This window comes from Arthrobacter yangruifuii (genome assembly GCF_009192775.1).
GTDB lineage: Bacteria > Actinomycetota > Actinomycetes > Actinomycetales > Micrococcaceae > Arthrobacter_B > Arthrobacter_B yangruifuii.
The window spans coordinates 627,139-650,702 of the sequence record NZ_VTFX01000004.1 but is presented as its reverse complement, the minus strand read 5'-3'; the positions used below and the strand labels follow the sequence as shown (position 1 = coordinate 650,702).

Here is a 23,564-nt window from a genome sequence, read left to right as displayed (position 1 = left end):
AACGGTCCGTCAAAGTATAAAGGGTGTTGTGATCATGCTGCTTGCGTCCACTATGTGGTTCCCGGACAACAACCCGTTGTTGGCCTGGAACACGAACCGTGTCCCCCTTGTCCGGGGGGCGGGTTCACAACTTTTACCGCACTGCCGGTACCCCTTGTGAGGGGTAACGGGACGTGTTGTAACCATTGTTTTCCCCACGCATACCCTGGTGTTTTTGGGTGTGTGGTGCGGGTGGAAGGGTTACGGCGGTCATAGCGTGGGGGAAACGCCCGGTCCCATTCCGAACCCGGAAGCTAAGACCCACAGCGCCGATGGTACTGCATCCGGGAGGATGTGGGAGAGTAGGTCACCGCCGGACAATTTTTGTTGAGAGGGTCAGGCCCCGCACCATGTGTGCGGGGCCTGACCTGTTTAACCCACCAGGCCTTTATCTCCGAGAACTTTATCTCCGGGAACTTTAGCCCGCAGGACCGTGCCGGCGGTTCCAGGCCAGGAGACCCCCGGCCCGGCAAGCCGCCGACCTGCTTCAGCGTTGGGGTCAAGATCCAGCGTTGGTGTCGAGACTCACCCTGTCCGGGCACCGAAAGTGTGCCCGCCGAATCGGCGCCAGGCGGACCGCTGGACTAGAATTACCCAGAGGCGTCACCGCCCCCCATAACTTTTCCATCTTTATTACAGGTACATAGTGACGAGCGACTGCAGTAATTCCGTTGGTCGGCTCACGACGAGAGGAACTCAGCAGCATGTCAGAGCAAAATAACAGGGATCAACGAAGCAGTGACGGAAGCGCCGCACGCGGCAGCAGCTCGTCAGACCGCCGAGACGACCGTGGCCGTCCGGCCACAAATGACCGCAACGCTCCCAAGCGCTTTGAAGACCGCAAGCCCTCCTTTGGCGGCCGTCCGGCCCGCGATGGTGAGCGTAAGTCCTTCGGTGACCGGGGTGCATCTTCGGAGCGTAAGCCGTATTCAAAGGATCGTAAGCCTGCGTTCGGTGACCGTCCGGCCCGCGGCGGGGATGACCGCCGTCCCGCACGAGACACCGAGGGCAGGCCTGCCTTCAGCAATCGTTCCGAGCGCAATGACCGCGCCGGCCGCGGTAGTGATGACCGCCGTCCGCCGCGCGATGGTGAGCGGAAGCCGTTTGGTGACCGTGGGGATCGGAAGCCGTTCGGCGGGGATGACCGCCGTCCGGCCCGTGACGGTGAGCGGAAGCCGTTCTCGCGTGATAGCCGTCCGCCGCGTGAGGGCGAGCGTAAGTCCTTTGGTGACCGTGGGGAGCGGAAGCCGTTTTCGCGGGATGATCGTCCGCAGCGTGATAGCCGTCCGCCGCGCGATGGTGAGCGTAAGTCCTTTGGTGACCGTCCGTCCGCTGACCGGAAGCCGTTTGGTGACCGTAGCGACCGGAAGCCGTTCTCGCGTGACAGCCGTCCGCCGCGTGACGGTGAGCGTAAGTCCTTTGGTGACCGTGGGGAGCGGAAGCCGTTTTCGCGGGATGATCGTCCGCAGCGTGATAGCCGTCCCCCGCGCGACGGCGACCGGAAGCCGTTCGGCGGGGATGACCGCCGTCCGGCCCGTGACGGCGACCGGAAGCCGTTCGGCGGGGATGACCGCCGTCCGGCCCGTGACGGTGAGCGGAAGCCGTTCTCGCGTGACAGCCGTCCGGCCCGTGACGGTGAGCGGAAGCCGTTCTCGCGTGACAGCCGTCCGCCGCGTGATGGTGAGCGTAAGTCCTTTGGTGACCGTGGGGACCGCAAGCCGTTTTCGCGGGATGATCGTCCGCAGCGTGACAGCCGCCCGCCCCGCGGTGACCGGCCCTCTTACGGTTCCGACCGCCCGTCGTTCCGTCGGGATGATGCCCCTGCCGCGCCGCGCCCCCGCAACGCCAAGGACCTGCGCAGCGCCAACCGCCCGGACCGCGAGCGTTCCCCGGAAATCGACGAGGACGTCACGGGACAGGAGCTGGACAAGGTCACCCGCGCCCAGCTGCGCAACCTCGAGGAAGTCAACAGCGAGTGGGTGGCCAAGCACCTGGTGATGGCCGGCCGACTCATTGATGACGAGCCCGAGCTGGCATTCCAGCATGCCCTGGCCGCCAGCCGCCGCGGCGGACGCATGGCCGTAGTCCGCGAAGCAGTTGGCCTGACCGCCTACGCCGCCGAGCACTTCGGTGAAGCGCTGCGCGAGTTCCGCACCTACCGCCGGATCAGCGGATCCAATGCCTACCTGCCCATGATGGCCGACTGCGAACGCGGTCTGGGCCACCCGGAAAAGGCACTGGACATGGCCCGTTCCGAGGACGCCAAGGACCTGGACACCGCCGGACAGGTGGAACTGGCGATTGTTGTCTCCGGCGCCCGCATGGACATGGGCCAGTTCGATGCAGCCGTAGCCGCACTGGAAATCCCGCAGCTGGACCGCAACCGCGCGTTCTCCTACAGCCCGCGGCTGTTCCGCGCCTACGCCGATGCACTGGAACTCGCCGGCCGCGGCGAGGAAGCGCAGAAGTGGCAGAAGCAGGCCCTGCGTGCCGACGAGGCCCTGGGCCTGGGCGACTTTGCAGAACCGGAAATCTTCGATCTGGTGCCTGAGGAAGAGGAACGCCCCAAGCACCGCGCCGAGCCCCGCGAGGACCGCTCCAATGCCTACTTCGCACCCGCCGAGGAAACACCGGCGGACACCCTCGACCCGGCTGACGATGTCGATGCGCTGCCCAGCGATGAGCAGGAAAACCTGCTGACCGAAGACGGCGACGCGAACGACGACGACGAGGCCGTGGAAGTCATTGTTTCCGACTTCGACGCCGATGCCGATGAGGACGAGGAAACTCCCCGCGAAGACGCAGAAGAGACGGAGCAGCAGCGCATTGAAGACTAATCCTTCGCTGGTCTCCGGTTACGACGCGGTCTTTTCCGATCTGGACGGCGTGGTCTACGCCGGACCGCATGCAATACCGGGGGCCGTGGAGGCCCTGGGCAGGCTGGCCGGCGAATCGGTCCAGCTTGCCTACGTCACCAACAACGCGTCGCGTTCCCCGGAAACGGTGGCTGCCCACCTGCGCGACCTCGGAGCACCCGCCACCGCGGAGAATGTCTTCGGGTCCGCGCAGGCAGGGGCGGAGCTGCTGGCTTCGAAGGTCGCTCCGGGTGCCAAGGTCCTGGTGACCGGCAGTGCCACCCTGGCAGCGGCCGTGGAAGCCCAGGGCCTGGTCCGGGTCGCCTCGGCCGATGACGCGCCGGACGCCGTCATCCAGGGTTTCGACCCGTCCCTGGGATGGGCCGATCTGGCCGAGGCGGCTTTTGCCGTCGGACGCGGCGCCGTCTGGGTGGCCACGAACACTGATCTGTCCATCCCGCAGGCCCGCGGAATCGCACCGGGCAACGGGACCCTCGTGGCCGCCGTCGGCGCTGCCACGGGCCGGGTACCCTTCGTCGCCGGAAAACCGGAGGCACCGCTGTTTACGACGGCGGCACGCCATCTGGACGTCCGGCGCCCGCTGGTCGTGGGGGACCGGCTGGACACGGATATCCTCGGCGGCACCAACGCCGGCTTCGACACCGCCCTGGTGCTCACCGGCGTCGATACGCCGGCGACCGCACTGGCCGCACGGACACCGGAACGGCCGGTATACCTGATCGAGAACCTGCAGGCGCTCTTCGAACCGTATCCGCTGCCGGCCCTGGAAGCCGGGCGGTACCGCTGCGGCGCCGCCGTTGCCTGGGTGGAGGACGAGACACTGGTTATTGCCGGAGACTCCTCCGATCTGGACAGCTGGCGTGCTGCCTGCGCCGCCTGGTGGGCTGCCCGCCCGGACGTTACGTCGGCCCTGGCACCCGAGATCCGCTGGACTGTCACCGCACGCGGCTAGGCTTCATCACAGCAGCCCAATCCCTCACCACGCATCCAGCAGGCAACCGCAGGAGGACAACAGATGCCCGAATCCCAGCCGGCGGCGCCATGTCCGCAGGCAGTGGCGGCCACGGAGGATCCTGCCGTCGATTCCCTCCTCGAAGCACTCCGTCCGCTGGCTGACCGGCCGGTGGCCGGCCACGCCGCGGTGTATGCCGAATTGCATGACGCCCTGCTCGCCGAACTCAACAATCACAGCGCAGCGCCGTCCCCGTCCCCGGCACCGGGAACCGCGGCAGAACAGCAGGATAAGCATGCCTAGGCTCGACCAGGAACTCGTCACCCGGGGCCTCGCGCGTTCACGTACCCAGGCCGCCAAGCTCATTGCCGCAGGAAGGGTGCTGCGCGCCGGAACCCCGGCTGCCAAGGCGTCCGCTCCGGTGGATGCCGCCGAAGTGCTCGAAGTGCTCGACGACGGCCTGCCGGACTACGTCAGCCGCGCCGGCCATAAGCTGGCCGGCGCGCTGGCGGCCTTTCCTGCCGTCCAGCCGCACGGGCTGCGCTGCCTGGACGCCGGCGCCTCCACCGGAGGCTTCACGGACGTCCTGCTGCGCTCCGGCGCGGCTCACGTGGCCGCCGTCGACGTCGGCCACGGCCAGCTGGTGGAACCGCTCCGGCAGGATCCGCGGGTCAGCGTTTATGAAGGGATGAATGTCCGCTACCTGGACCCGCAGGAGATCGGCGGCACCGTGGACCTGACCGTGGCGGATTTGTCCTTCATTTCGCTCACCATGGTGGTGGGCCCGCTCGCCGCTGCCACCCGTCCCGGCGGCAGCCTGCTCCTGATGGTGAAGCCCCAGTTCGAAGTCGGCCGTGAGCGGCTGGACCGTACCGGAGTGGTGACGGATCCGGCTCAGCACCGATCCGCTGTCACGGCGGTGGCGGCTGCGGCCATGGATGCCGGTTTGAGCATCGGAGGCATCGCTCCGAGCCCCCTTCCCGGCCAGAACGGCAATGTGGAGTTCTTTATGTGGCTGCAGGTGCCGGAAAAGATCCCTGCCTCCACAGCCGAACAAACCGCCGTCGCAAGACAGGGCACGGGTGCGCCGGCCGCCGCTGCAGCAGCCCGGCTCGTCGACGCAGCCTTTGCCGGGTTTGCGGAGCGGAAGCCCGGCGTAGAAGACTGACGAATGGACGTGCCGCAGGCATCCACCCGCAATTCGAAGAGGACGAAGACGCAGATGAGCAGACGGATACTGGTTTTGGCCCACACCGGACGGCGGGCCGCCATGACCGCTGCCCAGGAGGCCTGCACCCAGCTTCATTCCTCCGGGCTGGTTCCGGTCATGCGCCGCGGGGACCTCGAGGACATCCAGGCCGAATACGGCGTGCTCGCAGCCCCCACGGAAATCCTTGACGAGGATGTGGCCCTGGATGACGTGGATCTGGGCATGGTGCTCGGCGGGGACGGAACCATCCTGCGGGCCGCGGAACTGGTACGCGGAACCAACGTTCCCCTGCTCGGCGTCAACCTGGGCCATGTGGGCTTCCTGGCCGAAAGCGAACGTGCCGACCTGGCCCAGACCGTCCACTGGGTGGTGGAGCGCGCCTACACCGTTGAGGAGCGCATGACCATCGACGTCAAGGTCTGGCTCGGCGGGGAACTCCTGGCCCGGACCTGGGCCCTGAACGAAGCAGCCGTGGAAAAGGCCGACCGCCAGCGGATGCTCGAAGTGGTTATTGAAGTGGATGCCCGGCCCATCAGCTCCTTCGGATGCGACGGCGTCGTGCTGGCCACACCCACCGGCTCCACCGCGTACGCCTTCTCTGCCGGCGGCCCCGTGGTGTGGCCCGAGGTGGAGGCCCTGCTGCTGGCGCCCATCAGTGCCCACGCGCTGTTCGCCAAACCCCTGGTGGTTGCCCCTACCTCCGTGCTGGCCGTGGAGATCCTTACCCGCACCGACGCGCAGGGTGTGCTCTGGTGCGACGGCCGGCGCAGCATTGACCTGCCGCCGGGGTCCCGGGTGGAGGTCACCCGGTCCAAGACACCCGTCCGCCTGGCACGGACGCATCTGACCCCGTTCTCGGAACGGCTGGTCCGTAAGTTCCAGCTGCCCACCCACGGATGGCGCGGACCGGCACCGGCTGCCGCTCCCGGCACCCAGTTGACCCAGGCACCCGGACAAACCGTCCGGCACGCAAACCCCGACGGCAGCTCGGAAGTCAGGGACCGGACAGTTTCGGACAGTGGAGGCGTTGTCGAATGATTGAGGAAATCCGGATTAGGGACCTCGGCGTCATTACCGACGCCACCCTGGACCTGGGCCCGGGATTCACCGTGGTGACCGGTGAGACCGGCGCGGGTAAAACCATGGTGATCACCGCCCTGGGACTGCTCCTCGGTGCTCGTTCGGACGCCGGTGCCGTCCGCATCGGCGCCAAGTCCGCCGTCGCCGAGGCGCTCGTTCACGTGGATCCGCGAAGTGCCGCCGCCGTCCGCGCCGGCGAGGCCGGAGCCGAGCTTGAAGAGTACAACGGCGCTGCCGAACTGACCCTGGCCCGCACAGTCAACGCAGACGGCCGCAGCCGCGCCCACGTGGGCGGGCGTTCGGCACCCGTGGGCGTGCTGGCGGAAGTGGGGGAGCACCTGGTGGTGGTCCACGGCCAGACCGACCAGCTGCGGTTGAAGAGCGCCGCCGCCCAGCGGGAGGCGCTGGACAAGTATGCCGGTTCCCCGCTCGCGGCCGAACTTGGCACCTACCGTGAGGACTACGCCCGCTGGCGTGCTGCTGCCGGGGAATTGAGCGAACTGCGGGACCAGGCCCGGGACCGGCTTCGGGAGGCCGAATACCTGACCGCCGCGCTGGAGGAAATCGAAGCGGTGGACCCGCAGCCGGGGGAGGATGATTCCCTCAAGGCCGAAGCCATGCGCCTGAGCAACCTCGAGGAACTGCGCACCGCGGCGGTGAATGCACACTCGGCGTTGATTGCCGATGACTTCGGCGACGGAACAGATGCCACCACGTTGGTGGACGCCGCCAAACGCCAGCTGGAATCGGCCGGGGAACACGATCCGGCCCTGGCCGCCTCCGGGCAGCGGCTGGCCGAGGTGGGATACATCCTCGCCGACATTGCCACCGAACTGGCCAGCTACGGGGCGTCACTGGATTCCGAAGGTCCGGAGCGGCTGGCCGAAGTGGAATCCCGCCGGGCTGAACTGGCCGGCCTGGTGCGCAAGTATGCCCCCTCCATCGACGGGGTGCTGGAGTGGAGCGGCGAAAGTGCCAAACGGCTTGCCGAGCTGAGCTCCGACGACTCCCGGATCGAAGCACTGGAAGAGGAAATCAGCGTCCTGGCCGAACGGCTGGCCGCCCGGGGAGCTGCCGTCACCAAGCTGCGCACCGAGGCCGCCGCCGAACTCGCACAGCGGGTCAGCGACGAGCTCACGGCGCTGGCCATGAAGGACGCAAACCTGGTCATCGAGGTGCAGCCCACAGGCGAACCGGGTCCGCACGGTGCGGACAGCATTTCGTTCCTGCTGGCACCGCACCCCGGTGCGCCCGCCCGCCCGCTGGGCAAGGGCGCCTCCGGCGGTGAACTTTCCCGCGTGATGCTGGCCATTGAAGTGGTCCTGGCCGCCGTGGACCCGGTTCCCACGTTCATCTTCGATGAAGTGGACGCCGGCGTCGGCGGAAAGGCTGCCGTGGAGATCGGCCGCCGGCTCGCGATGCTGGCCAAACATGTACAGGTGATCGTGGTCACCCACCTGCCGCAGGTGGCAGCCTTTGCCGATCACCACATCCGCGTCATCAAGACCTCCACGGCCACCGATGACAGCACCGGCGTCACCGCCAGCGACGTCCGCGTGCTCGGCCAGGAGGAGCGGATCAAGGAACTCGCCCGGATGCTTGCCGGGCAGGAGGACTCGGCGACGGCTCGTGCCCATGCCGAGGAACTGCTGGATTCAGCGGGACATCTGCAGTGACCCAGGCACGAACGAATGCAGGAAACTTAACCCGAAACTACAAAAGGTGATAGGCTCGAACTCCGTGGTGCAGCGATCAAATTCCAGGTTTCCCAAGTCGTCTTCTACGACAAAACACATCTTCGTCACCGGTGGCGTGGCGTCCTCACTCGGTAAGGGACTGACAGCGTCAAGTCTCGGCCATTTGTTGAGGTCGCGCGGTATTGCAGTGACCATGCAGAAGCTCGATCCGTATTTGAATGTGGATCCGGGCACAATGAACCCCTTCCAGCACGGCGAAGTCTTCGTGACCGACGACGGTGCCGAGACGGACCTCGACATCGGACACTACGAGCGGTTCCTTGACGAGAGCCTCGACGGCTCCGCCAACGTCACCACCGGCCAGGTGTACTCGACGGTCATCGCGAAGGAACGCCGCGGCGAATACCTCGGCGACACGGTCCAGGTCATTCCTCACATCACCGATGAGATCAAGCGCCGGATGCGCCTGCCCTCAGAGGCGAAGAAGACCCCCGACGTGATCATCACCGAGATCGGCGGTACGGTCGGCGACATCGAGTCCCAGCCGTTCCTCGAAGCCGCACGCCAGGTCCGCCAGGACATCGGCCGCAGCAACGTCTTCTTCCTGCACGTGTCCCTCGTGCCGTACATCGGCCCGTCCCAGGAACTGAAGACCAAGCCGACCCAGCACTCCGTGGCAGCACTGCGCTCCATCGGCATCCAGCCCGACGCCATTGTCATCCGCTCGGACCGTCCGGTGCCGGATGCCATGCGCAACAAGATCGGCCGGATGTGCGACGTGGACGTGGACGCCGTGATCGGCTGCCCGGACGCCCCCAGCATCTACGACATCCCGAAGACGCTTCACTCCCAGGGCCTGGACGCGTACATCGTCCAGCACCTGGACCTGAAGTTCAAGGACGTCAACTGGACCAAGTGGGACCGCCTGCTTGAGTCCGTGCACAACCCGAAGCACCATGTCGACGTTGCCCTGGTGGGCAAGTACGTGGACCTGCCCGACGCCTACCTCTCCGTCACGGAAGCACTGCGCGCCGGCGGCTTCGCCAACAAGACGAAGGTCAACATCCGCTGGGTACCCTCGGATGACTGTGCCACGCCCGAAGGCGCCGCCAAGGCCCTGGCCGGAGCGGACGCCATCTGCGTTCCCGGCGGCTTCGGTATCCGCGGCCTCGAGGGCAAGCTCGGCGCCCTGACCTACGCCCGGGAGAACAAGCTTCCGACGCTGGGTCTGTGCCTTGGCCTGCAGTGCATGGTCATCGAGTACGCCCGCAACGTGGTGGGCCTGGAAGGCGCTTCCTCCTCCGAGTTCGAACCGGATACCCAGTACCCGGTCATCGCCACCATGGCCGAACAGAAGGACATTGTTGAGGGCGGCGGCGACATGGGCGGCACGATGCGCCTGGGCCTGTGGGACGCGAAGCTGGAACCGGAGTCCGTGGTTGCCAAGACCTACGGCAAGACGGAGGTGGCCGAACGCCACCGCCACCGCTACGAGGTCAACAACCAGTACCGTGCCCAGATCGCCGAAGCCGGCCTGGTGTTCTCCGGAACCACCACCGACGGCGGACTGGTGGAGTTCGTCGAGCTTCCGGCCGACGTGCACCCGTACTACGTCTCCACGCAGGCCCACCCGGAGCTCAGCTCCCGTCCGACGCGTCCGCATCCGCTCTTCGCCGGACTCGTCAAGGCTGCCCTGGCACACCAGAGCGGCAGGGCCTAGCCATGGCACAGGGGTTCGCCGACGCGCAAAGCCCGCGCCCGCTGCTGGAATCGGAAACGGTGTACAGCGGTCCGGTGTGGGACGTGGTCAAGGAGAAGTTCACCCTGACCGACGGCGGCGAACCCCTGGTCCGCGACTACATTGCCCATCCGGGCGCCGTAGCCATCCTGGCCATGAACGAGGCCGGACAGGTGCTCCTGATCAACCAGTACCGGCATCCCGTCCGGATGACCCTGTGGGAAATACCGGCCGGACTCCTGGACGTGGACGGTGAAGACTTCCAGGTCGGCGCCGCCCGCGAACTGGCGGAGGAAGCGGATCTGCAGGCGTCCGAGTGGCAGGTCCTCACGGATCTGTTCCTCTCTCCGGGCTCCTCCCGGGAAGCCCTGCGCATCTACCTCGCGCGCGGCATCACCGAGGTTCCCGAGGCAGACCGGCATACCCGGACCCATGAAGAAGCCGAAATCAAGGTGGAATGGGTGGACCTGGACGACGCCGTGCAGGCCGCCCTGCAGGGCCGCATGCACAGCCCGTCCGCGGTGGCTGCCGTCCTGGCCACCGCCGTCGCCCGCGGCAACGGCTACCGTGATCTGCGCCCGGCGGACGCTCCGTGGCCCGAGCACCACTCGCAGCACTCCTCCTGGGCCAACGGCCCGGTCCGTTAGGAAGCAATGCCCAGCGCTGACCCTGATGCCGGGTCCCGGCATAATGACACCGTTGCCATCAACCTGCCCGGTTCCCTGAACCCGACCCTCAAGCTGGATCTCGAATGGGAAGAGGCGCGCCGGCTGCGTGACGCGGACCTGGCCGAACTGGACCGGACCGGTTCGCTGGGGTCCGCGCCTGCGCACACGGCTGCGGCAGCCCCGCCCGAGGCAGCGCCGAGTGAGGGGACTGCCCCCGCCCCGGCGTCCAAGACTGCATCCAGACCGGCGTCCAAGACGAATGCCCCGGCGCGGTCCCGCGCTGCGACCATGCAGTCCGCCGCCGATGAGCTGCGCTCCACCCCGGCCGGCCGGGCGATCGGCAGCTATCTGCAGCACATGTCCGTGGAACGCGGACTGGCTTTCAATACCCTCGAGGCCTACCGCCGGGACCTGCTGCGGTACGCCCGCTTCCTGGGCTCCCGCGGCGTGGAGGACATTTCCCGCATCACCCGCCACGATGTGACGGCGTTCGCCCAGTCCATTTCCGAAGGGTCCGACGGCGCCTCCGCACTGAGCGTCCGCTCGGCTGCGCGGACCATCGTTGCGGTCCGCGGACTGCACCGCTTCTGGGCCCTGGAGGGCATGACCACCGCCGATCCGGCGTCGGACGTGCACCCGCCCATGCCCGGTAAGCGCCTGCCCAAGGCCATCAGCGTCAACGAGGTCACCCGCATTCTTGAAGCGGTCTCCCTCGATACCCCCTCCGGGCTGCGGGACCGGGCACTGCTCGAGTTCCTGTACTCCACCGGGGCGCGCATCAGTGAGGCCGTGGGCCTGGACGTGGATGACCTGTCCCTGGAACGCATCCCCGCCAATGGCCCGGACGTGGTGCGGCTGTTCGGCAAGGGCTCCAAGGAACGCCTGGTGCCGCTGGGCTCCTATGCGGCCCGGGCACTGGATGAGTACCTGGTGCGCGGCCGTCCCGCGGCCGCCGCCAAAGGCAAGGGCACTCCCGCACTGTTCCTGAATGCCCGCGGCGGGCGCCTGTCGCGGCAGAGCGCCTGGACCATCCTGAAAAACGCCGCAGAGAAGGCGGACATCGGGCGCGACGTTTCCCCGCACACCCTGCGGCACTCCTTCGCCACCCACCTGCTCGAAGGCGGTGCCGACGTCCGGGTGGTCCAGGAGCTTCTGGGCCACGCCTCGGTCACCACCACGCAGGTCTACACCCTGGTCACGGCCGAAACCCTGCGCGAGGTCTACGCCGCCGCCCACCCGCGGGCCCTGTGATCCAGGACGGCGGAGTGCCCTTCCGTGCCTCCCCCGTGGTGCTTTGCTTCCTCTTCCGCGACACGGTCTCCGGCGGCCGGCAGGTCCTGATGGGGCTGAAGAAGACCGGCTTCGGACTCGGCCGGGTGGTCACCCTGGGCGGGCACATCGAACCCGGCGAGACTCCGGAGCAGGCCGCAGTGCGCGAGGTCGAGGAAGAATCCGGCGTAGTAGTGCGGGAAGCGGACCTGCAACGTGCCGGCACCATCGAATGGATCTTCCCCGCCCAGCCCGGCCTGGATATGTCCACGGTTCTGTTCCGTGCGCACCGCTGGGAGGGCGAGCCCACGGAGAGCTCCGAAATCCGTCCGGCCTGGTATCCGGTGGAACAGGTCCCGTACGCCCGGATGTGGCCGGATTCCGCCCTCTGGATGCCCCGCCTGCTGGCGGGAACCTATTTCAATGCTGTTGTCACCATTGCGGATGACAACGTCAACGTCGCCAGCGCGGTCTTTAGCTAACTCCGGCGCAGGTTCCCAGCCTCTGGGACTGGTGGTGCTGGAGAGACCCCACGGGCCCCAACGGCACCACACCGTGGGAAGCCGTGTCGGGCAGGTCTGAGGATCCGCCTAGACAATGCAAGGGGACGTCGGATAAGCAAGGGGACCCCGGATAAGGCGGCTTTAATATTCCCTGCGAGCTCTGCGAGCAGGGAATTTCGTTGCCGCCGTTCCGGGGCCCCCGACGGGGCCCTTGGGGCCTCACCAAAGGCTGGAGATGAAACCTACGGCAGGTGCCGCTCCTCAGCCCCGTTGTACTCACTGAGCGGCCGGATCAGCGAATTCGCTTCCAGCTGCTCCATGATGTGCGCCGTCCACCCGGTAATCCGCGCTGCGACGAACAGCGGCGTAAAGGTGGGCGTATCAAAGCCCATCAGGTGGTAGACCGGCCCGGCGGGGTAGTCCAGGTTCGGCAGGATGTTCTTCCGCTCGCCCATGGCCGTTTCCAGTGCCGTGTACAGCTCGCCCATGTCCGGACGGTCGTAGTACTTGACCATGTTGTCCAGGGACGCCTTCATGGTCGGCACCCGGGAGTCGCCGTTCTTGTAGACCCGGTGGCCGAAGCCCATGATCTTTTTCTTCTCTGCCAGGGCCTCGTCCAGCCACGCAGCAGCGTGGGCCGCGACGTCGCCGTCTGCCGCGCTCTCGGTGATCTCCGCGAACGTGTGCATGACCGCTTCGTTGGCGCCGCCGTGCAGCGGGCCCTTCAGCGCACCGATGGCACCGGTGACGGCGGAGTGCAGGTCCGAGAGGGTGGAGGTAATGACGCGTCCGGTGAACGTGGAGGCGTTGAAGGAGTGCTCCGCGTACAGGATCATCGAGACGTTGAACGCCTCCACCACCTCGGGTGCGGCCTCCTCGCCGAAGGTCATCCAGAGGAAGTTCGCCGAGTAGCCCAGGTCATCGCGGGGCTCCACCACGTCCTCGCCGCGGCGGCGGCGCTGGTCATAGGCGACGACGGCGGGCATGGCTGCGAACAGGCCCACCGCCTTGTCCATGTTGGCCTGCACCGAGGAATCCTCGGCGAGTTCGTGTGAGGCGCCCAGGACGGACGCTGCCGTGCGGCAGACGTCCATCGGGTGGCAGGTCACCGGCAGGGCGTCGATGACGGCCTTCAGCTCCGGGGTGAGGGCCCGCTGCGCGCGCTCCCCGTCGGTGAACTCGGCCAGCTGCGCCTCGGTGGGCAGCTCGCCGTTCCAGAGCAGGTAGGCGACCTCTTCGAAGCTGCACCGGGCAGCGAGTTCCTGCACCGGATAGCCGCGGTAAAGCAGGGAGTTCGTTTCGGGATTGACCTTGGAAATGCGGGTGGTGTCTACGAGTACCCCCGCCAGGCCCTTGTGGATCTGGGGATCTGTCATTGCTGCTGACTCCTTCGAAAGTGCGGTAATGCCTGGCCGGTCTTAGTGGGTGCCCGGAACCTGGAAGTTGAAAACGGACGTGTCGAAGTGGTTGTACGCCTCATAGTCCACCAGATCGTACAAACGCGCACGTGTGAGCATATTCGGTACATCCGCCTGCTGCGTGCCGTGCGCCTTGATGGTCTCCAGCGTCCGCTCAGCCGCACCCATGGCGCTGCGGAGCAGGGTGACCGGGTAGATCACCATGTTCACGCCCACCGAGGAGAGGTCATCGTAGGTGAACAGCTCGCTCTTGCCGAACTCGGTCATGTTGGCCAGGATCGGGACGTCGACGGCGGCGCGGATGGCGGCGAATTCCTCCAGCGACTTCATGGCCTCGGGGAAGATGGCGTCTGCTCCGGCGTCGACCAGTGCGCGGGCGCGGTCCTGGGCGGCTTCCAGGCCGTCCACGGCCCGGATGTCGGTGCGGGCCATGATCAGGAAGTTCGGATCCCGGCGGGCGTCCGCGGCGGCGCGGATGCGCTTGACTGCGGTGTCGGTGTCCACCACGTTCTTGCCGTCCAGGTGGCCGCAGCGCTTGGGGTTGAACTGGTCCTCGATGTGGCAGCCGGCAAGGCCTGCGTTCTCGAGTTCCTGGATGGTGCGGGCCACGTTCATCGGTTCGCCGAAGCCGGTGTCCGCATCGACGATGGCGGGCAGATCGGTCATCCGGGCAATCTGCCCGGCGCGGGTGGCCACCTCGGTCAGGGTGGTCAGGCCGATATCCGGCAGGCCCAGGTCATTGGCCAGGACGGCGCCGGAAATGTAGACGCCGTCGAAGCCTTTTTCCTCGATGAGGCGGGCCGAGAGCGGGTTGAAGGCACCCGGGAACTGCTGCAGGGTGCCGGAGGCCAGTCCTTCGCGGAAGGCTATCCGCTTGGCCTCGGGAGTGACGGAGGAGTACAGCATTTAGAAGAGTCCCTTCGGTGCGGCCGCCGGGTTGATGACCCCGTCGGCGGCGGTGATGTTCAGCTGGTCCAGCTCTCCGGCAGCCAGTTCGGGCAGGCGCTGCACGGTGGCCAGGAAACGCTCGATTTCCGCGGCGGAGACCAGGCCTTCAGCCAGGGTGCGGAATTTGTTGATGTACTGTTCCCGGCTGAACGGCTTGGCGCCCAGCGGGTGCGCGTCGGCAACGGCGATTTCATCGGTGATCACGGTGCCGTCAGTCAGGACGATGGTGACCTTGCCGCCGAACGCCTTTTCGCTGATGTCCAGCGAGTGGTAGCGGCGGGTCCATTCCGGATCCTCCACGGTGGTGACCTTGTGCCACAGTTCCACCGTGTCCGGCCGGCCGGCGCGTTCGGGGGAGTAGGAGTCCACGTGGTGCCAGGCGCCGTCCTGCAGGGCGACGGTGAAGATGTACGGGATGGAGTGGTCCAGGGTTTCGCGCGAGGCGGTGGGATCGTACTTCTGCGGATCGTTGGCGCCGGAGCCGATCACGTAGTGGGTGTGGTGCGACGTGGCGATCAGGACGCTTTCCACGTTGGCCGGATCCGTGGCCTCGGGGTGCTCGCCGTGGATCCTGCGGGCCAGGTCAATCCAGGCCTGCGCCTGGTACTCCGCGGAGTGTTCCTTGGTGTAGGTGTCCAGGATGGCGCGCTTGGCTTCGCCTTCTTCAGGCAGCGGCACCTCGTAGGCGGCGTCGGGACCGTCCAGCATCCAGGCGATCACGCCGTCTTCACCTTCATAGATCGGCGTGGGGGAGGTCTGTCCGCGCATGGCACGGTCCACGGCCTCGACAGCCATCTTGCCGGCGAACGCCGGAGCGTGGGCCTTCCAGGTGGAGATCTCGCCCTTGCGCGACTGGCGGGTGGCGGTGGTGGTGTGCAGGGCCTGGCCGACGGCCTGGAAGATGGTGTCGACGTCGAGCCCCAGCAGGGTGCCGATGCCGGCGGCGGCGGAGGGGCCGAGGTGGGCCACATGGTCGATCTTGTGCTTGTGCAGGCAGATGGCCTTGGCCAGGTTGACCTGGATTTCGTAGCCGGTGGCGATGCCGCGGATCAGGTCGCGGCCTGAGGCGCCGGTGTGCTGGGCGACGGCGAGGACCGGCGGGATGTTGTCGCCGGGGTGGGAGTACTCGGCGGCCAGGAACGTGTCGTGGTAGTCCAGTTCGCGCACCGCCACGCCGTTGGCCCAGGCGGCCCACTCGGGGCTGGTCTTGGCCAGCACGCCGAAGACGGAGGCGCCCTTGCCGTGGGCGGAAGGGGAGAAGGAGAGGGCCTGGGCGCGGGCGGCGACAATGGGTCCGCGGTTCAGGGAAGCGACGGCCACCGAGGCGTTGTCGATGATGCGGTTGATGACCATGTCCGTGACGTCGTCGGTGACATCAACGGGATCGGCGGCAACCTTGGCGATCTTGTAGGCCAGCTGGTCCTCGCGGGCCAGCTTCTCGTCGCTGCGGTAGACCCGTACTTTATTGAGGTTCAAGGGGTTGTCCTTCTCTTGGAGGTGGTGATTTCTGGGGCGGCGATCCGGGCGGATCGAAGATGTTCAAGGCTTTTGTGCAGGTGGACCGAGACCGCGGCGCCCGCCAGGTCGGGATCTCCGGTGGCCACGGCCGCAGCGATGGTGGCGTGCTCGCCTGCGGTTTCCAGCAGGCGCTCGGGGTTGTCCTTGGCCAGGCGCCGCACGCGGGCCAGATGCAGGCGGACATTGCCAAGCGCCTGGGTGAGGTAGGTGTTCGCTGCGGCATCGTCGATGGCGGCGTCAAGCTCGGCCACCAGCGAGTAGTAACCGCCGCGGTCCGAATCCGTTGCGGCAGTGCCGATGAGTTCCCCGGCGGCGCGGAACCGGACAGCCAGGGAGCGGAAGACCGGTTCGTTCCCGCGGACCGCGGCGAGGGCGGCACTTTTGCATTCCAGCGCCTGGCGCAGTTCGAAGAGTTCCGCGACGGTGTCCAGGGAAATGCCGGTGACGACGACGCCGCGTCCGCTGTGCGGGGCCGCGAGGCCGTCTGCGCTCAGCCGGCTCAGGGCTTCACGCAGGGGAGTGCGGGATACGCCCAGCCGCTCGGACTGCTCCACTTCGCCCAGGACGGTTCCCGGAGGCAGGCGCCAGTCCACAATGTCCTGCCGCAGGGCGGCGTACGCGCGGTCGCTTGCCCGCATAGTGCGCCTCCTCACGACTGATACCTGCGTCACGTTCCCAGTCAGTGTATACATGGGCCGGGTAAAAAGCGTATCCGGGCTCACATCCTCCGCTTCTGCCTGTGCCCTTGTATACAGAACGCGTCGCGTCGGGCTTCTGCCGGGGAGCTGCGCCGGGGCGCCGCAGGGCATCTTCGGCGAAGCGCCGGGCATGGCCGGGGCGACCGGGGTGACAGGGGAGAGCGCGCCCGCGGGCACGTCCCCTAGTACCATGACGCGTACTACGGCGGATCGAGGAGGATTCATGGACGCGCAGAGCACCGGAGCCTATGGGCGGGCCTATGCCCGCAGCAGCACCGATCCGGAGGGCTTCTGGCTGGCGGCCGCCGCCCTGGTGGACTGGGACAAGCCGCCCGCACGCGCCCTGGAGGACGCCGGAGCGCCGTTGTACTCCTGGTATCCCGGCGCGGAGCTGAACACCTCCTTCAACGCCCTGGACCGTCACGTTGCGGCGGGCCGAGGAGACACCGCTGCACTGGTCTATGACTCGGCCATGCTCGGCACCGTCCGCACCTACACCTATGCCGAGCTCCTGGCGGAGGTGGAGCGGTTCGCCGGGGTGCTGCGCGGGCTCGGTGTCGGCCCGGGGGACCGGGTGATCATCTACCTGCCGATGATTCCCGAAGCCGTGATCGCGATGCTCGCCACCGCCCGGCTGGGGGCGGTCCACTCCGTGGTCTTCGGCGGTTTCGCCCCGCGCGAGCTTGCCGCCCGGATCGACGACGCCGGTCCCGCCGTCATCGTCACGGCCAGCGGCGGGCTGGAACCCAGGCGGACCGTCGAATACCTTCCCGCCGTCGCCGAGGCGCTGAAAACCGCAACGCACCGGGTGAACGCCGTCGTCGTGGCCGAACGGGCCGGCTTCGCCGGCACCCGGGAGGAATACGACGGTACCGGCGGCGCCGCCTGGTACGCCTGGGACGCGCTCGCGGCCGTCGCCGAACCCGCCGGCCCGGTGCCGGTGGCGGCCACGGATCCGCTCTACATCCTCTACACGTCCGGCACCACCGGCTCGCCCAAGGGCGTGGTGCGGGACAACGGTTCCCACGCCGTGGCGATGGCCTGGTCAATGGAGAACATTTACGGGGTAGGTCCGGGACAGGTGATGTGGACGGCATCGGACGTCGGCTGGGTGGTGGGCCACTCCTACATCGTGTACGGCCCCCTGATCGCCGGCGCCACGAGCGTTTTGTATGAGGGGAAACCCGTGGGAACCCCCGACGCCGGTGCGTTCTGGCGGGTCGCGGCGCAGCACGGCGTCAACGTCCTGTTTACGGCACCCACCGCGCTCAGGGCCATCCGGAAAGCCGATCCCGGGGCCGCCGAACCGGGCAACTATGATCTCTCCCGGCTCCGGCACCTCTTCGCCGCCGGCGAGCGCTTGGACCCGGCCACGCTGCAGTGGGCCCAGGCGGCACTCGGAGTGCCCGTGATCGACCACTGGTGGCAAACCGAAACCGGCTGGGCCATCTGCGCCAACCCCGTGGGACTGGAGCAGCTGCCGGTGAAGGCCGGCTCGCCCACGGTGCCGGTTCCCGGGTTTGCCGTACGCGTGCTCGGACCGGACGGGAAGCAGGTGCCCGCAGGAACCGAGGGCAACATTGCCCTGGAGCTGCCGCTGCCGCCGGGAACGCTGCGGACGCTCTGGGGCAGCGACGAACGCTACCGTGCCGCCTATCTGGAGGTCTTCGACGGGTACTACGCGACCGGGGACTCGGGTTACCTGGACGAGGACGGGTACCTCTTCGTCATGGGCCGCACCGATGACGTCATCAATGTCTCCGGACACCGGCTCTCCACCGGAGCCATGGAGCAGGCCGTGGGGTCCCATCCCGCCGTCGCCGAAGCCGCGGTGATCGGCATCGCGGATCCGGTCAAGGGCCAGCGGCCGTCCGGCTACGTGGTGCTGAAGACCGGGATCGAGATCGATCCGGAGGTGCTGCGGGCCGAACTGGTGGAGCAGGTGCGCTCGCAGATCGGCCCGGTGGCGGACTTCAAGGACGTCTTCGTGGTGGACGCGCTGCCCAAGACCCGGTCGGGAAAGGTGCTGCGCAAGACCATGCGCCAGATCGCCGACGGTGTTCCACACACCGTGCCCTCGACCATCGAGGACCCGGACGTGCTGGAGGCCCTGACCGCGGTGCTGCGTCCGTCATCGGCGCAGTCCCGGTCAACGCAGTCCCGATCAGCGCAGTCCCGGCCAGGGGAGAGCTAAGCGGCCTGGCCGGCTTACCGGCGCCAGCTGTACTCCAGCTCCGGCCGTCCCCGGGTCCCGTACCTCGGCGAGCGCAGCACCGACTGCTCGTCCGCCAGATGTTCCAGGTAGCGGCGGGTGGTGATCCGGGACATCGACAGTGCCTGGGCCGCCTCGGTGGCTGACAGGGGTGCCCCGGCGTGCTTGAGCAGGTCCGCGACGGCTTCGAGTGTTTCCCCGGACAGGCCCTTGGGCAGCGGCGCGGCGACGGCGGGACGCAGCGCGGCGAAGGCGCTGTCCACCTCGCTCTGGGTGGTCGAGGCTGCCTGTTCGGCCATCCGGCGCCGGTACTCGGCATAAGCGGAGAGCTTGGCGGTGAAGGCGGAAAACGTGAACGGCTTGATCAGGTACTGCACAATGCCGCCGGACATGGCGCTGCGGACCACGGCCAGGTCCCGGACCGCGGTTACGGCGATGACGTCCACGGGAAGTCCCGCGCCGCGGATCCGGCGCAGCAGGTCCAGCCCGTGCAGATCCGGCAGGTTCATGTCCAGGAGCACCAGGTCAATCCGGGCGTCGCTGCCGGGCTCAGCGGTTCCGGCGGCTTTTAATGCTTCCAGGGCACCGGCCCCGGTGCGGGCAATCCCGGCCAGCCGGAAACCCGGGACGCGGCGGACGTATTCGGCATGCGCCTCGGCGGGAACCTTCTCGTCTTCCACCACCAGTACGCGGATGTCGGCGGAATTGTCGGTCACGGTGCGGCCTCCGCCGGGGGAGCCTGTGCCGCAGGCCCGGGCGGAACCGGGATCTGAACGCTGAAGCAGGCACCCGGACCGCCAAACACGCGGATGCTGCCCCCCAGCCGGGTCACCGCCTGGCGGACCAGCGCCAGCCCGAGGCCGCGACCCACAAGAACGCGCCCTTCGGGCAGTTCCTTGGTGCTGACTCCCTGTTCGAAGATATGTTCGATTATCTGCGGCTCGACGCCGGGGCCGTCGTCCTGCACCTCGATCAGCAGCCCGTCCTCCGAGTTGCCCAGATGCAGGGCCACCGAGCCGGCCGCGGCATCAAAGGCGTTGTCCAGCAGGTTGCCGATAATGGTTACCAGCTCCACGGGATCAAGCCCGGCCCCGCCGAACCGTCCGGCCACCGACTCGACCTCGATCTCCAGGGTGATGCCGCGCTCGCGGGCCTGGGCGGCCTTGCCCATCAGCAGTGCGGTGACCGCGGGTTCCTCCACAGCGGAGAGGACGCCGTCGTTGAGCTGCTGGGATTGTTCCAGATCAGCGGTGGCGAACCGCAGCGCTTCGTCGCTGCGGCCCAGTTCGATCAGGGACACCAGGGTGTGCACCCGGTTGGCATGTTCGTGTGCCTGGGCGCTCAGGGCATCGGCCAGCGTCCGCATCGTGGCCAGCTCTCCGGTCAGGGCTTCCATATCGGTGGAGTCCCGCAGCGTGGTGACCGTGCCGAACCGCCTCCCGTGCGGGCCCGGAGCAACGGCAGCGGACTGGTTGACCACCAGGATGCGCTCGCCGGTGAGGTGGATTTCTTCACGGGCATCCCGGCCCGAGCCCAGCAGCGAGGCGAGCGGGCCGGGAAGGGGCGGCAGCTCCTGCCCCCAGGACACCGTGCCGGCCGGGGGCAGGCCGAGCAGAGCCGACGCCTGGTCGTTGTAGAGCACCAGCTGCCCCCGGGGATTGAGCAGCAGCAGCCCCTCGCGCACCGAATGCAGCGCAGAATCGTAGAACGCGTACATGTGGCTGAGATCCGAAGGGCCCAGCCCGTAGGTGGCGCGGCGCAGGTAGCGGCTGAGCAGATAGGACCCCGCCGCCCCGAAGGCCAGGGCCGCGGCGTCAATGGCAAACAGCTCCGGCAGCCTGGCGTCCCGGGCAATGCCCACCCGGTCCACGGTGATCCCGGCGGCAACCAGGCCGGTGACGTTGCCGCCGTCGTCGTACACCGGCGTGATGGCGCGGACCGAGGGGCCGAGCGTGCCCGTGTAGGTCTCGGTGAAGCTCCCGCCGGCCAGGGCAGCGTCCACGGAGCCGAGGTACGCCTTGCCTATCTGCTCCGGATTGCGGTGCGTGAAGCGGGTGCGGTCGGTGTCCATGATGGTCAGGAAGTCCACTCCCACCCGGTCCATCACCCCGGTGGCGTACTCCTGCAGGCCCGCCGTGTCACCGGAGCCGACAGCGGCCCGGACGTTGCCGCCGGCGGCAACGGTGCCGGCGACAGCGAGCATCCGGGAACCGGTCTCCGCGTAGGTGCTCTCTTCCGCCTGCTGGTACAGCCCCCAGGCGATGCCGCCCGAAACGCAGAGTATGAAGGCCAGCTGGGCCAGGAACAGCCGTCCGGCCAGGCTCTGGTGATGCACCGTCGTCCTTTGCATGCGTGGGGTTTGTGGGTGTTAGTGGGTCAGTTGAGAACAATATGAACACAAGCGTGACTACGATCACATAGCACACGAAGATGGAAGCCGACCCCACGCACCAAGGAGTACCGCCATGGCAGCTGCCGCAAACCCGTATGACGGCTCACAGAAGAGCCCGAAACGGGACAGAACACACTTTCTCTACATCGCCGTCATCGCCGCGGTGGTGCTCGGGGCCGTGCTCGGTCTCGTTGTCCCCGAATTCGCGAAGAGCCTGAAGCCCCTCGGGGCCGGGTTCATCAACCTCATCAAGATGATGATTGCCCCCGTCATCTTCTGCACCATTGTCCTAGGCATCGGATCAATCGCCAAAGCAGCGACGGTCGGCAAGGTCGGCGGCCTGGCGCTGGGCTACTTCATCATCATGTCCACCTTCGCGCTCGCCATCGGCCTCGTCGTGGGCAACCTGATCCACCCGGGTGAGGGACTGGACCTGCAGGCCTCCGGCAGTGCCGCTCCCGCCGCCCCCGAAGAAGGGGACGGGATGACGGGCTTCCTGCTGAGCATCATCCCCACCACCCTGCTGGCCTCACTGACCGGCGAGTCCATCCTGCAGACCCTGTTCGTTGCACTGCTGGTCGGCTTCGCCCTGCAGAAGATGGGCCCTGCAGGTGCACCGGTGCTCAAGGGCATCGGCTACATCCAGGCCTTGGTCTTCCGCATCCTCATGATGATCATGTGGCTGGCACCGATCGGTGCCTTCGGCGCCATTTCCGCCGTCGTCGGCGAGACCGGCATCAAGGCGATCGTCAGCATGGCCACGCTGATGGTTGCCTTCTACCTCACCTGCATCCTCTTCATCGTCATCATCCTGGGCGGCCTGCTGAAGCTGGTCACCGGGTTCAGCATCTTCAAGCTCATGCGTTACCTGGGCCGGGAATACCTGCTGATCTTCTCCACCTCGTCCTCCGAAGTCGCCCTGCCCCGGCTGATCGCCAAGATGGAACACCTGGGCATCTCCAAGCCCGTGGTCGGCGTCACCGTACCCACCGGCTACTCCTTCAACCTGGACGGCACCGCCATCTACCTGACCATGGCAGCCCTGTTCGTGGCCTCCGCCATGGGCAAGCCGCTGGAGCTGGGGGAGCAGATCTCCCTGCTGGTCTTCATGATCATTGCGTCCAAGGGTGCGGCCGGCGTCACCGGTGCCGGCCTGGCCACCCTGGCCGGCGGCCTGCAGTCGCACCGCCCGGACCTCCTGGACGGGGTGGGCCTGATTGTCGGCATCGACCGGTTCATGTCCGAGGCACGCGCGCTGACCAACTTCACCGGCAACGCGGTAGCCACCGTGCTGATCGGCACCTGGACCAGGGAAATCGACAAGGAACAGGTCAACGCGGTCCTGGACCGCGAGCGTCCCTTCGACGAGGCAAGCATGAACGTCGACGCCGGCACCGACGAACCGCGCCAGACGGCGGAGTCCGCTGAATTGGCTGCAACGGTGCCCGGCCCGGCAGGCAGCACCGCAGTCACCGGTGAGTCCGCCGGAACGCGGCACTAACCCGGAGTATCCGAACCGGCAGCACCGAAGAACGCGTCCCGTCCCGGCTGACCCCGGGGCGGGGCGCGTTTCTTTCTGCCCTGCCGCGGCTGCGTCCGGCACGGCAAACCACGGCGTGGATAATGGTCCTCACTTTCCGCTCAACGTAACGGTGGTTTCCGATGACAGCACTTGGCCCGTATCTGCCGCGGGGGACGCTGAACCGCGAGGAGCAGCCCGCCCTCGAGGCAGAAGGCCTGTTCCTGCGTCCCTGGGCCGCCGCCGATGCCTCGGCGGTGCCGAAGGCATACAGCGAACCGGACATCTCGCACTACAACCGCCGGTCGATGTCGACCGAAGATGAAGCCGTTGAGTGGACCCGCCGCTGGGGAGTCCGCTGGCAGGAAGAGACCGGGGCCAACTGGGCCGTATGCGCCGGTAACGGCAGAGTCGTGGGACGGGCGGCACTAAGCCGCATCAACCTCTACGAAGGCGACGGCGAGCTGGGGTACTGGGTGCTTTCAGCGGAACGGGGAAAGTCAGTGGCACCGCGCGCCGTGCATGCACTGAAAAGCTGGGCGTTGGGGACGGTGGGCCTCAAACGCCTCCAGCTTTCCCATTCGATCCGCAACGAGGCCTCCTGCCGGGTAGCCCGGAAAACGGGCTTCGAACTGGAGGGAACCAGGCGCAGCGCCCTGCGGCATGCCGACGGCTGGCACGATATGCACCTCCATGCGGCGGTGCGGCCGCAACATTCGACTTCTACTTGAGCGTCAAGGCTCGCCGGTGGCCGCGGCCTGATTCGCGGGATGGCCATTGTGCGGCTGTAACCTTGACAAAGACACCCCGCAGCACAGCTATATACG

Annotated in this window: 20 protein-coding genes and 1 rRNA gene; 14 read left to right on the top strand and 7 right to left on the bottom strand. The window is 67.4% G+C overall.

The annotated features are described in order from the left end of the window. Window positions 1–241: 241 nt before the first annotated feature. A 5S ribosomal RNA gene (gene rrf, locus GD627_RS10945) occupies window positions 242–358 on the top strand. Window positions 359–968: 610 nt separating this feature from the next. Here rrf and GD627_RS10940 read toward each other — a convergent pair. After that, entirely contained in the window at window positions 969–2,030 is a 1,062-nt protein-coding gene (locus tag GD627_RS10940) for a hypothetical protein (RefSeq protein WP_152272493.1), read from the bottom strand. Between GD627_RS10940 and GD627_RS10935 the strand changes: the two genes are divergently transcribed. The 10 genes from GD627_RS10935 to GD627_RS10890 all read left to right on the top strand — a co-directional run bounded on the left by GD627_RS10935 (window position 2,019) and on the right by GD627_RS10890 (window position 12,011). Beyond that, window positions 2,019–2,876 carry a tetratricopeptide repeat protein gene (locus GD627_RS10935; protein ID WP_152272492.1) on the top strand — a complete coding sequence of 286 codons (858 nt, stop codon included), beginning with the start codon at window positions 2,019–2,021 and terminating at the stop codon, window positions 2,874–2,876. The two genes, GD627_RS10940 and GD627_RS10935, sit on opposite strands and share 12 nt — an antisense overlap. Further along, entirely contained in the window at window positions 2,812–3,867 is a 1,056-nt protein-coding gene (locus GD627_RS10930) for an HAD-IIA family hydrolase (RefSeq protein ID WP_152272491.1), read from the top strand. Before GD627_RS10935 ends, GD627_RS10930 begins: the two co-directional genes overlap by 65 nt. 63 nt (window positions 3,868–3,930) lie before the next feature. Then, window positions 3,931–4,170, top strand: a complete 240-nt coding sequence (locus GD627_RS10925) for a hypothetical protein (RefSeq protein ID WP_152272490.1) — start codon at window positions 3,931–3,933, stop codon at window positions 4,168–4,170. After that, a complete protein-coding gene (locus GD627_RS10920) occupies window positions 4,163–5,035 on the top strand; it encodes a TlyA family RNA methyltransferase (RefSeq protein WP_152272489.1) in 873 nt (290 codons plus the stop codon). The genes GD627_RS10925 and GD627_RS10920 overlap by 8 nt, the downstream gene beginning before the upstream one ends. A 54-nt stretch (window positions 5,036–5,089) precedes the next feature. After that, on the top strand, window positions 5,090–6,115 hold the full coding sequence (locus tag GD627_RS10915; RefSeq protein WP_152272488.1) for an NAD kinase: 1,026 nt from the start codon (window positions 5,090–5,092) through the stop codon (window positions 6,113–6,115). Then, window positions 6,112–7,833, top strand: coding sequence for a DNA repair protein RecN (gene recN, locus GD627_RS10910; protein ID WP_152272487.1), 1,722 nt, complete (start codon window positions 6,112–6,114; stop codon window positions 7,831–7,833). Before GD627_RS10915 ends, recN begins: the two co-directional genes overlap by 4 nt. A gap of 46 nt (window positions 7,834–7,879) precedes the next feature. Further along, window positions 7,880–9,574 (top strand): CTP synthase, encoded by a 1,695-nt coding sequence (gene pyrG / locus GD627_RS10905; protein ID WP_152272486.1) that lies wholly within the window; start codon window positions 7,880–7,882, stop codon window positions 9,572–9,574. A 2-nt stretch (window positions 9,575–9,576) separates the two neighbouring features. Continuing rightward, window positions 9,577–10,239: an NUDIX domain-containing protein gene (locus GD627_RS10900; RefSeq protein WP_152272485.1), complete on the top strand. Its 663-nt coding sequence runs from the start codon at window positions 9,577–9,579 to the stop codon at window positions 10,237–10,239. A 309-nt stretch (window positions 10,240–10,548) separates the two neighbouring features. Beyond that, on the top strand, window positions 10,549–11,511 hold the full coding sequence (gene xerD, locus GD627_RS10895; protein ID WP_152272537.1) for a site-specific tyrosine recombinase XerD: 963 nt from the start codon (window positions 10,549–10,551) through the stop codon (window positions 11,509–11,511). A gap of 14 nt (window positions 11,512–11,525) precedes the next feature. Beyond that, window positions 11,526–12,011, top strand: coding sequence for an 8-oxo-dGTP diphosphatase (locus GD627_RS10890; RefSeq protein ID WP_152272484.1), 486 nt, complete (start codon window positions 11,526–11,528; stop codon window positions 12,009–12,011). Window positions 12,012–12,274: 263 nt separating this feature from the next. Here the strand turns inward: GD627_RS10890 and GD627_RS10885 are convergent, their stop codons facing one another. From GD627_RS10885 to GD627_RS10870, 4 genes are read right to left on the bottom strand one after another with little or no spacing between them, the layout of a single operon-like run. Further along, window positions 12,275–13,408: a bifunctional 2-methylcitrate synthase/citrate synthase gene (locus tag GD627_RS10885; RefSeq protein ID WP_152272483.1), complete on the bottom strand. Its 1,134-nt coding sequence runs from the start codon at window positions 13,406–13,408 to the stop codon at window positions 12,275–12,277. A 42-nt stretch (window positions 13,409–13,450) separates the two neighbouring features. After that, complete coding sequence (prpB, locus tag GD627_RS10880; protein WP_146362502.1) at window positions 13,451–14,356, bottom strand: methylisocitrate lyase; 906 nt, start codon at window positions 14,354–14,356, stop codon at window positions 13,451–13,453. Next, a complete protein-coding gene (locus tag GD627_RS10875) occupies window positions 14,357–15,874 on the bottom strand; it encodes an MmgE/PrpD family protein (protein ID WP_152272482.1) in 1,518 nt (505 codons plus the stop codon). Then, entirely contained in the window at window positions 15,871–16,554 is a 684-nt protein-coding gene (locus GD627_RS10870; protein ID WP_152272481.1) for a GntR family transcriptional regulator, read from the bottom strand. The genes GD627_RS10875 and GD627_RS10870 overlap by 4 nt, the downstream gene beginning before the upstream one ends. A gap of 283 nt (window positions 16,555–16,837) precedes the next feature. On the opposite strand from GD627_RS10870, the gene GD627_RS10865 reads away from it, so the two are divergent. Continuing rightward, on the top strand, window positions 16,838–18,808 hold the full coding sequence (locus tag GD627_RS10865) for an AMP-binding protein (protein WP_152272480.1): 1,971 nt from the start codon (window positions 16,838–16,840) through the stop codon (window positions 18,806–18,808). A gap of 14 nt (window positions 18,809–18,822) precedes the next feature. On the opposite strand, the gene GD627_RS10860 is transcribed toward GD627_RS10865, so the two are convergent. Beyond that, a complete protein-coding gene (locus GD627_RS10860) occupies window positions 18,823–19,542 on the bottom strand; it encodes a response regulator (RefSeq protein WP_152272479.1) in 720 nt (239 codons plus the stop codon). Further along, window positions 19,539–21,161: a sensor histidine kinase gene (locus tag GD627_RS10855; RefSeq protein WP_246165432.1), complete on the bottom strand. Its 1,623-nt coding sequence runs from the start codon at window positions 21,159–21,161 to the stop codon at window positions 19,539–19,541. Before GD627_RS10855 ends, GD627_RS10860 begins: the two co-directional genes overlap by 4 nt. A 130-nt stretch (window positions 21,162–21,291) precedes the next feature. Here GD627_RS10855 and GD627_RS10850 point away from each other — a divergent pair, with 130 nt between their 5' ends. After that, entirely contained in the window at window positions 21,292–22,719 is a 1,428-nt protein-coding gene (locus GD627_RS10850) for a cation:dicarboxylate symporter family transporter (protein WP_152272477.1), read from the top strand. A 161-nt stretch (window positions 22,720–22,880) separates the two neighbouring features. Next, window positions 22,881–23,468 carry a GNAT family N-acetyltransferase gene (locus GD627_RS10845; protein WP_152272476.1) on the top strand — a complete coding sequence of 196 codons (588 nt, stop codon included), beginning with the start codon at window positions 22,881–22,883 and terminating at the stop codon, window positions 23,466–23,468. Window positions 23,469–23,564: the final 96 nt, after the last annotated feature.

What these genes read in the sequence shown, in the direction of transcription:
- GD627_RS10900 (WP_152272485.1), top strand. Translation starts at nt 9,577, where the DNA reads ATGGCACAGGGGTTCGCCGACGCGCAAAGCCCGCGCCCGCTGCTGGAA.
- prpB (WP_146362502.1), bottom strand. Translation starts at nt 14,356, where the DNA reads ATGCTGTACTCCTCCGTCACTCCCGAGGCCAAGCGGATAGCCTTCCGC.
- GD627_RS10930 (WP_152272491.1), top strand. Translation starts at nt 2,812, where the DNA reads ATGAGGACGAGGAAACTCCCCGCGAAGACGCAGAAGAGACGGAGCAGC.
- xerD (WP_152272537.1), top strand. Translation starts at nt 10,549, where the DNA reads ATGCAGTCCGCCGCCGATGAGCTGCGCTCCACCCCGGCCGGCCGGGCG.
- GD627_RS10915 (WP_152272488.1), top strand. Translation starts at nt 5,090, where the DNA reads ATGAGCAGACGGATACTGGTTTTGGCCCACACCGGACGGCGGGCCGCC.
- GD627_RS10870 (WP_152272481.1), bottom strand. Translation starts at nt 16,554, where the DNA reads ATGCGGGCAAGCGACCGCGCGTACGCCGCCCTGCGGCAGGACATTGTG.
- GD627_RS10865 (WP_152272480.1), top strand. Translation starts at nt 16,838, where the DNA reads ATGGACGCGCAGAGCACCGGAGCCTATGGGCGGGCCTATGCCCGCAGC.
- GD627_RS10885 (WP_152272483.1), bottom strand. Translation starts at nt 13,408, where the DNA reads ATGACAGATCCCCAGATCCACAAGGGCCTGGCGGGGGTACTCGTAGAC.
- GD627_RS10925 (WP_152272490.1), top strand. Translation starts at nt 3,931, where the DNA reads ATGCCCGAATCCCAGCCGGCGGCGCCATGTCCGCAGGCAGTGGCGGCC.
- GD627_RS10850 (WP_152272477.1), top strand. Translation starts at nt 21,292, where the DNA reads ATGGCAGCTGCCGCAAACCCGTATGACGGCTCACAGAAGAGCCCGAAA.
- GD627_RS10920 (WP_152272489.1), top strand. Translation starts at nt 4,163, where the DNA reads ATGCCTAGGCTCGACCAGGAACTCGTCACCCGGGGCCTCGCGCGTTCA.
- recN (WP_152272487.1), top strand. Translation starts at nt 6,112, where the DNA reads ATGATTGAGGAAATCCGGATTAGGGACCTCGGCGTCATTACCGACGCC.
- GD627_RS10845 (WP_152272476.1), top strand. Translation starts at nt 22,881, where the DNA reads ATGACAGCACTTGGCCCGTATCTGCCGCGGGGGACGCTGAACCGCGAG.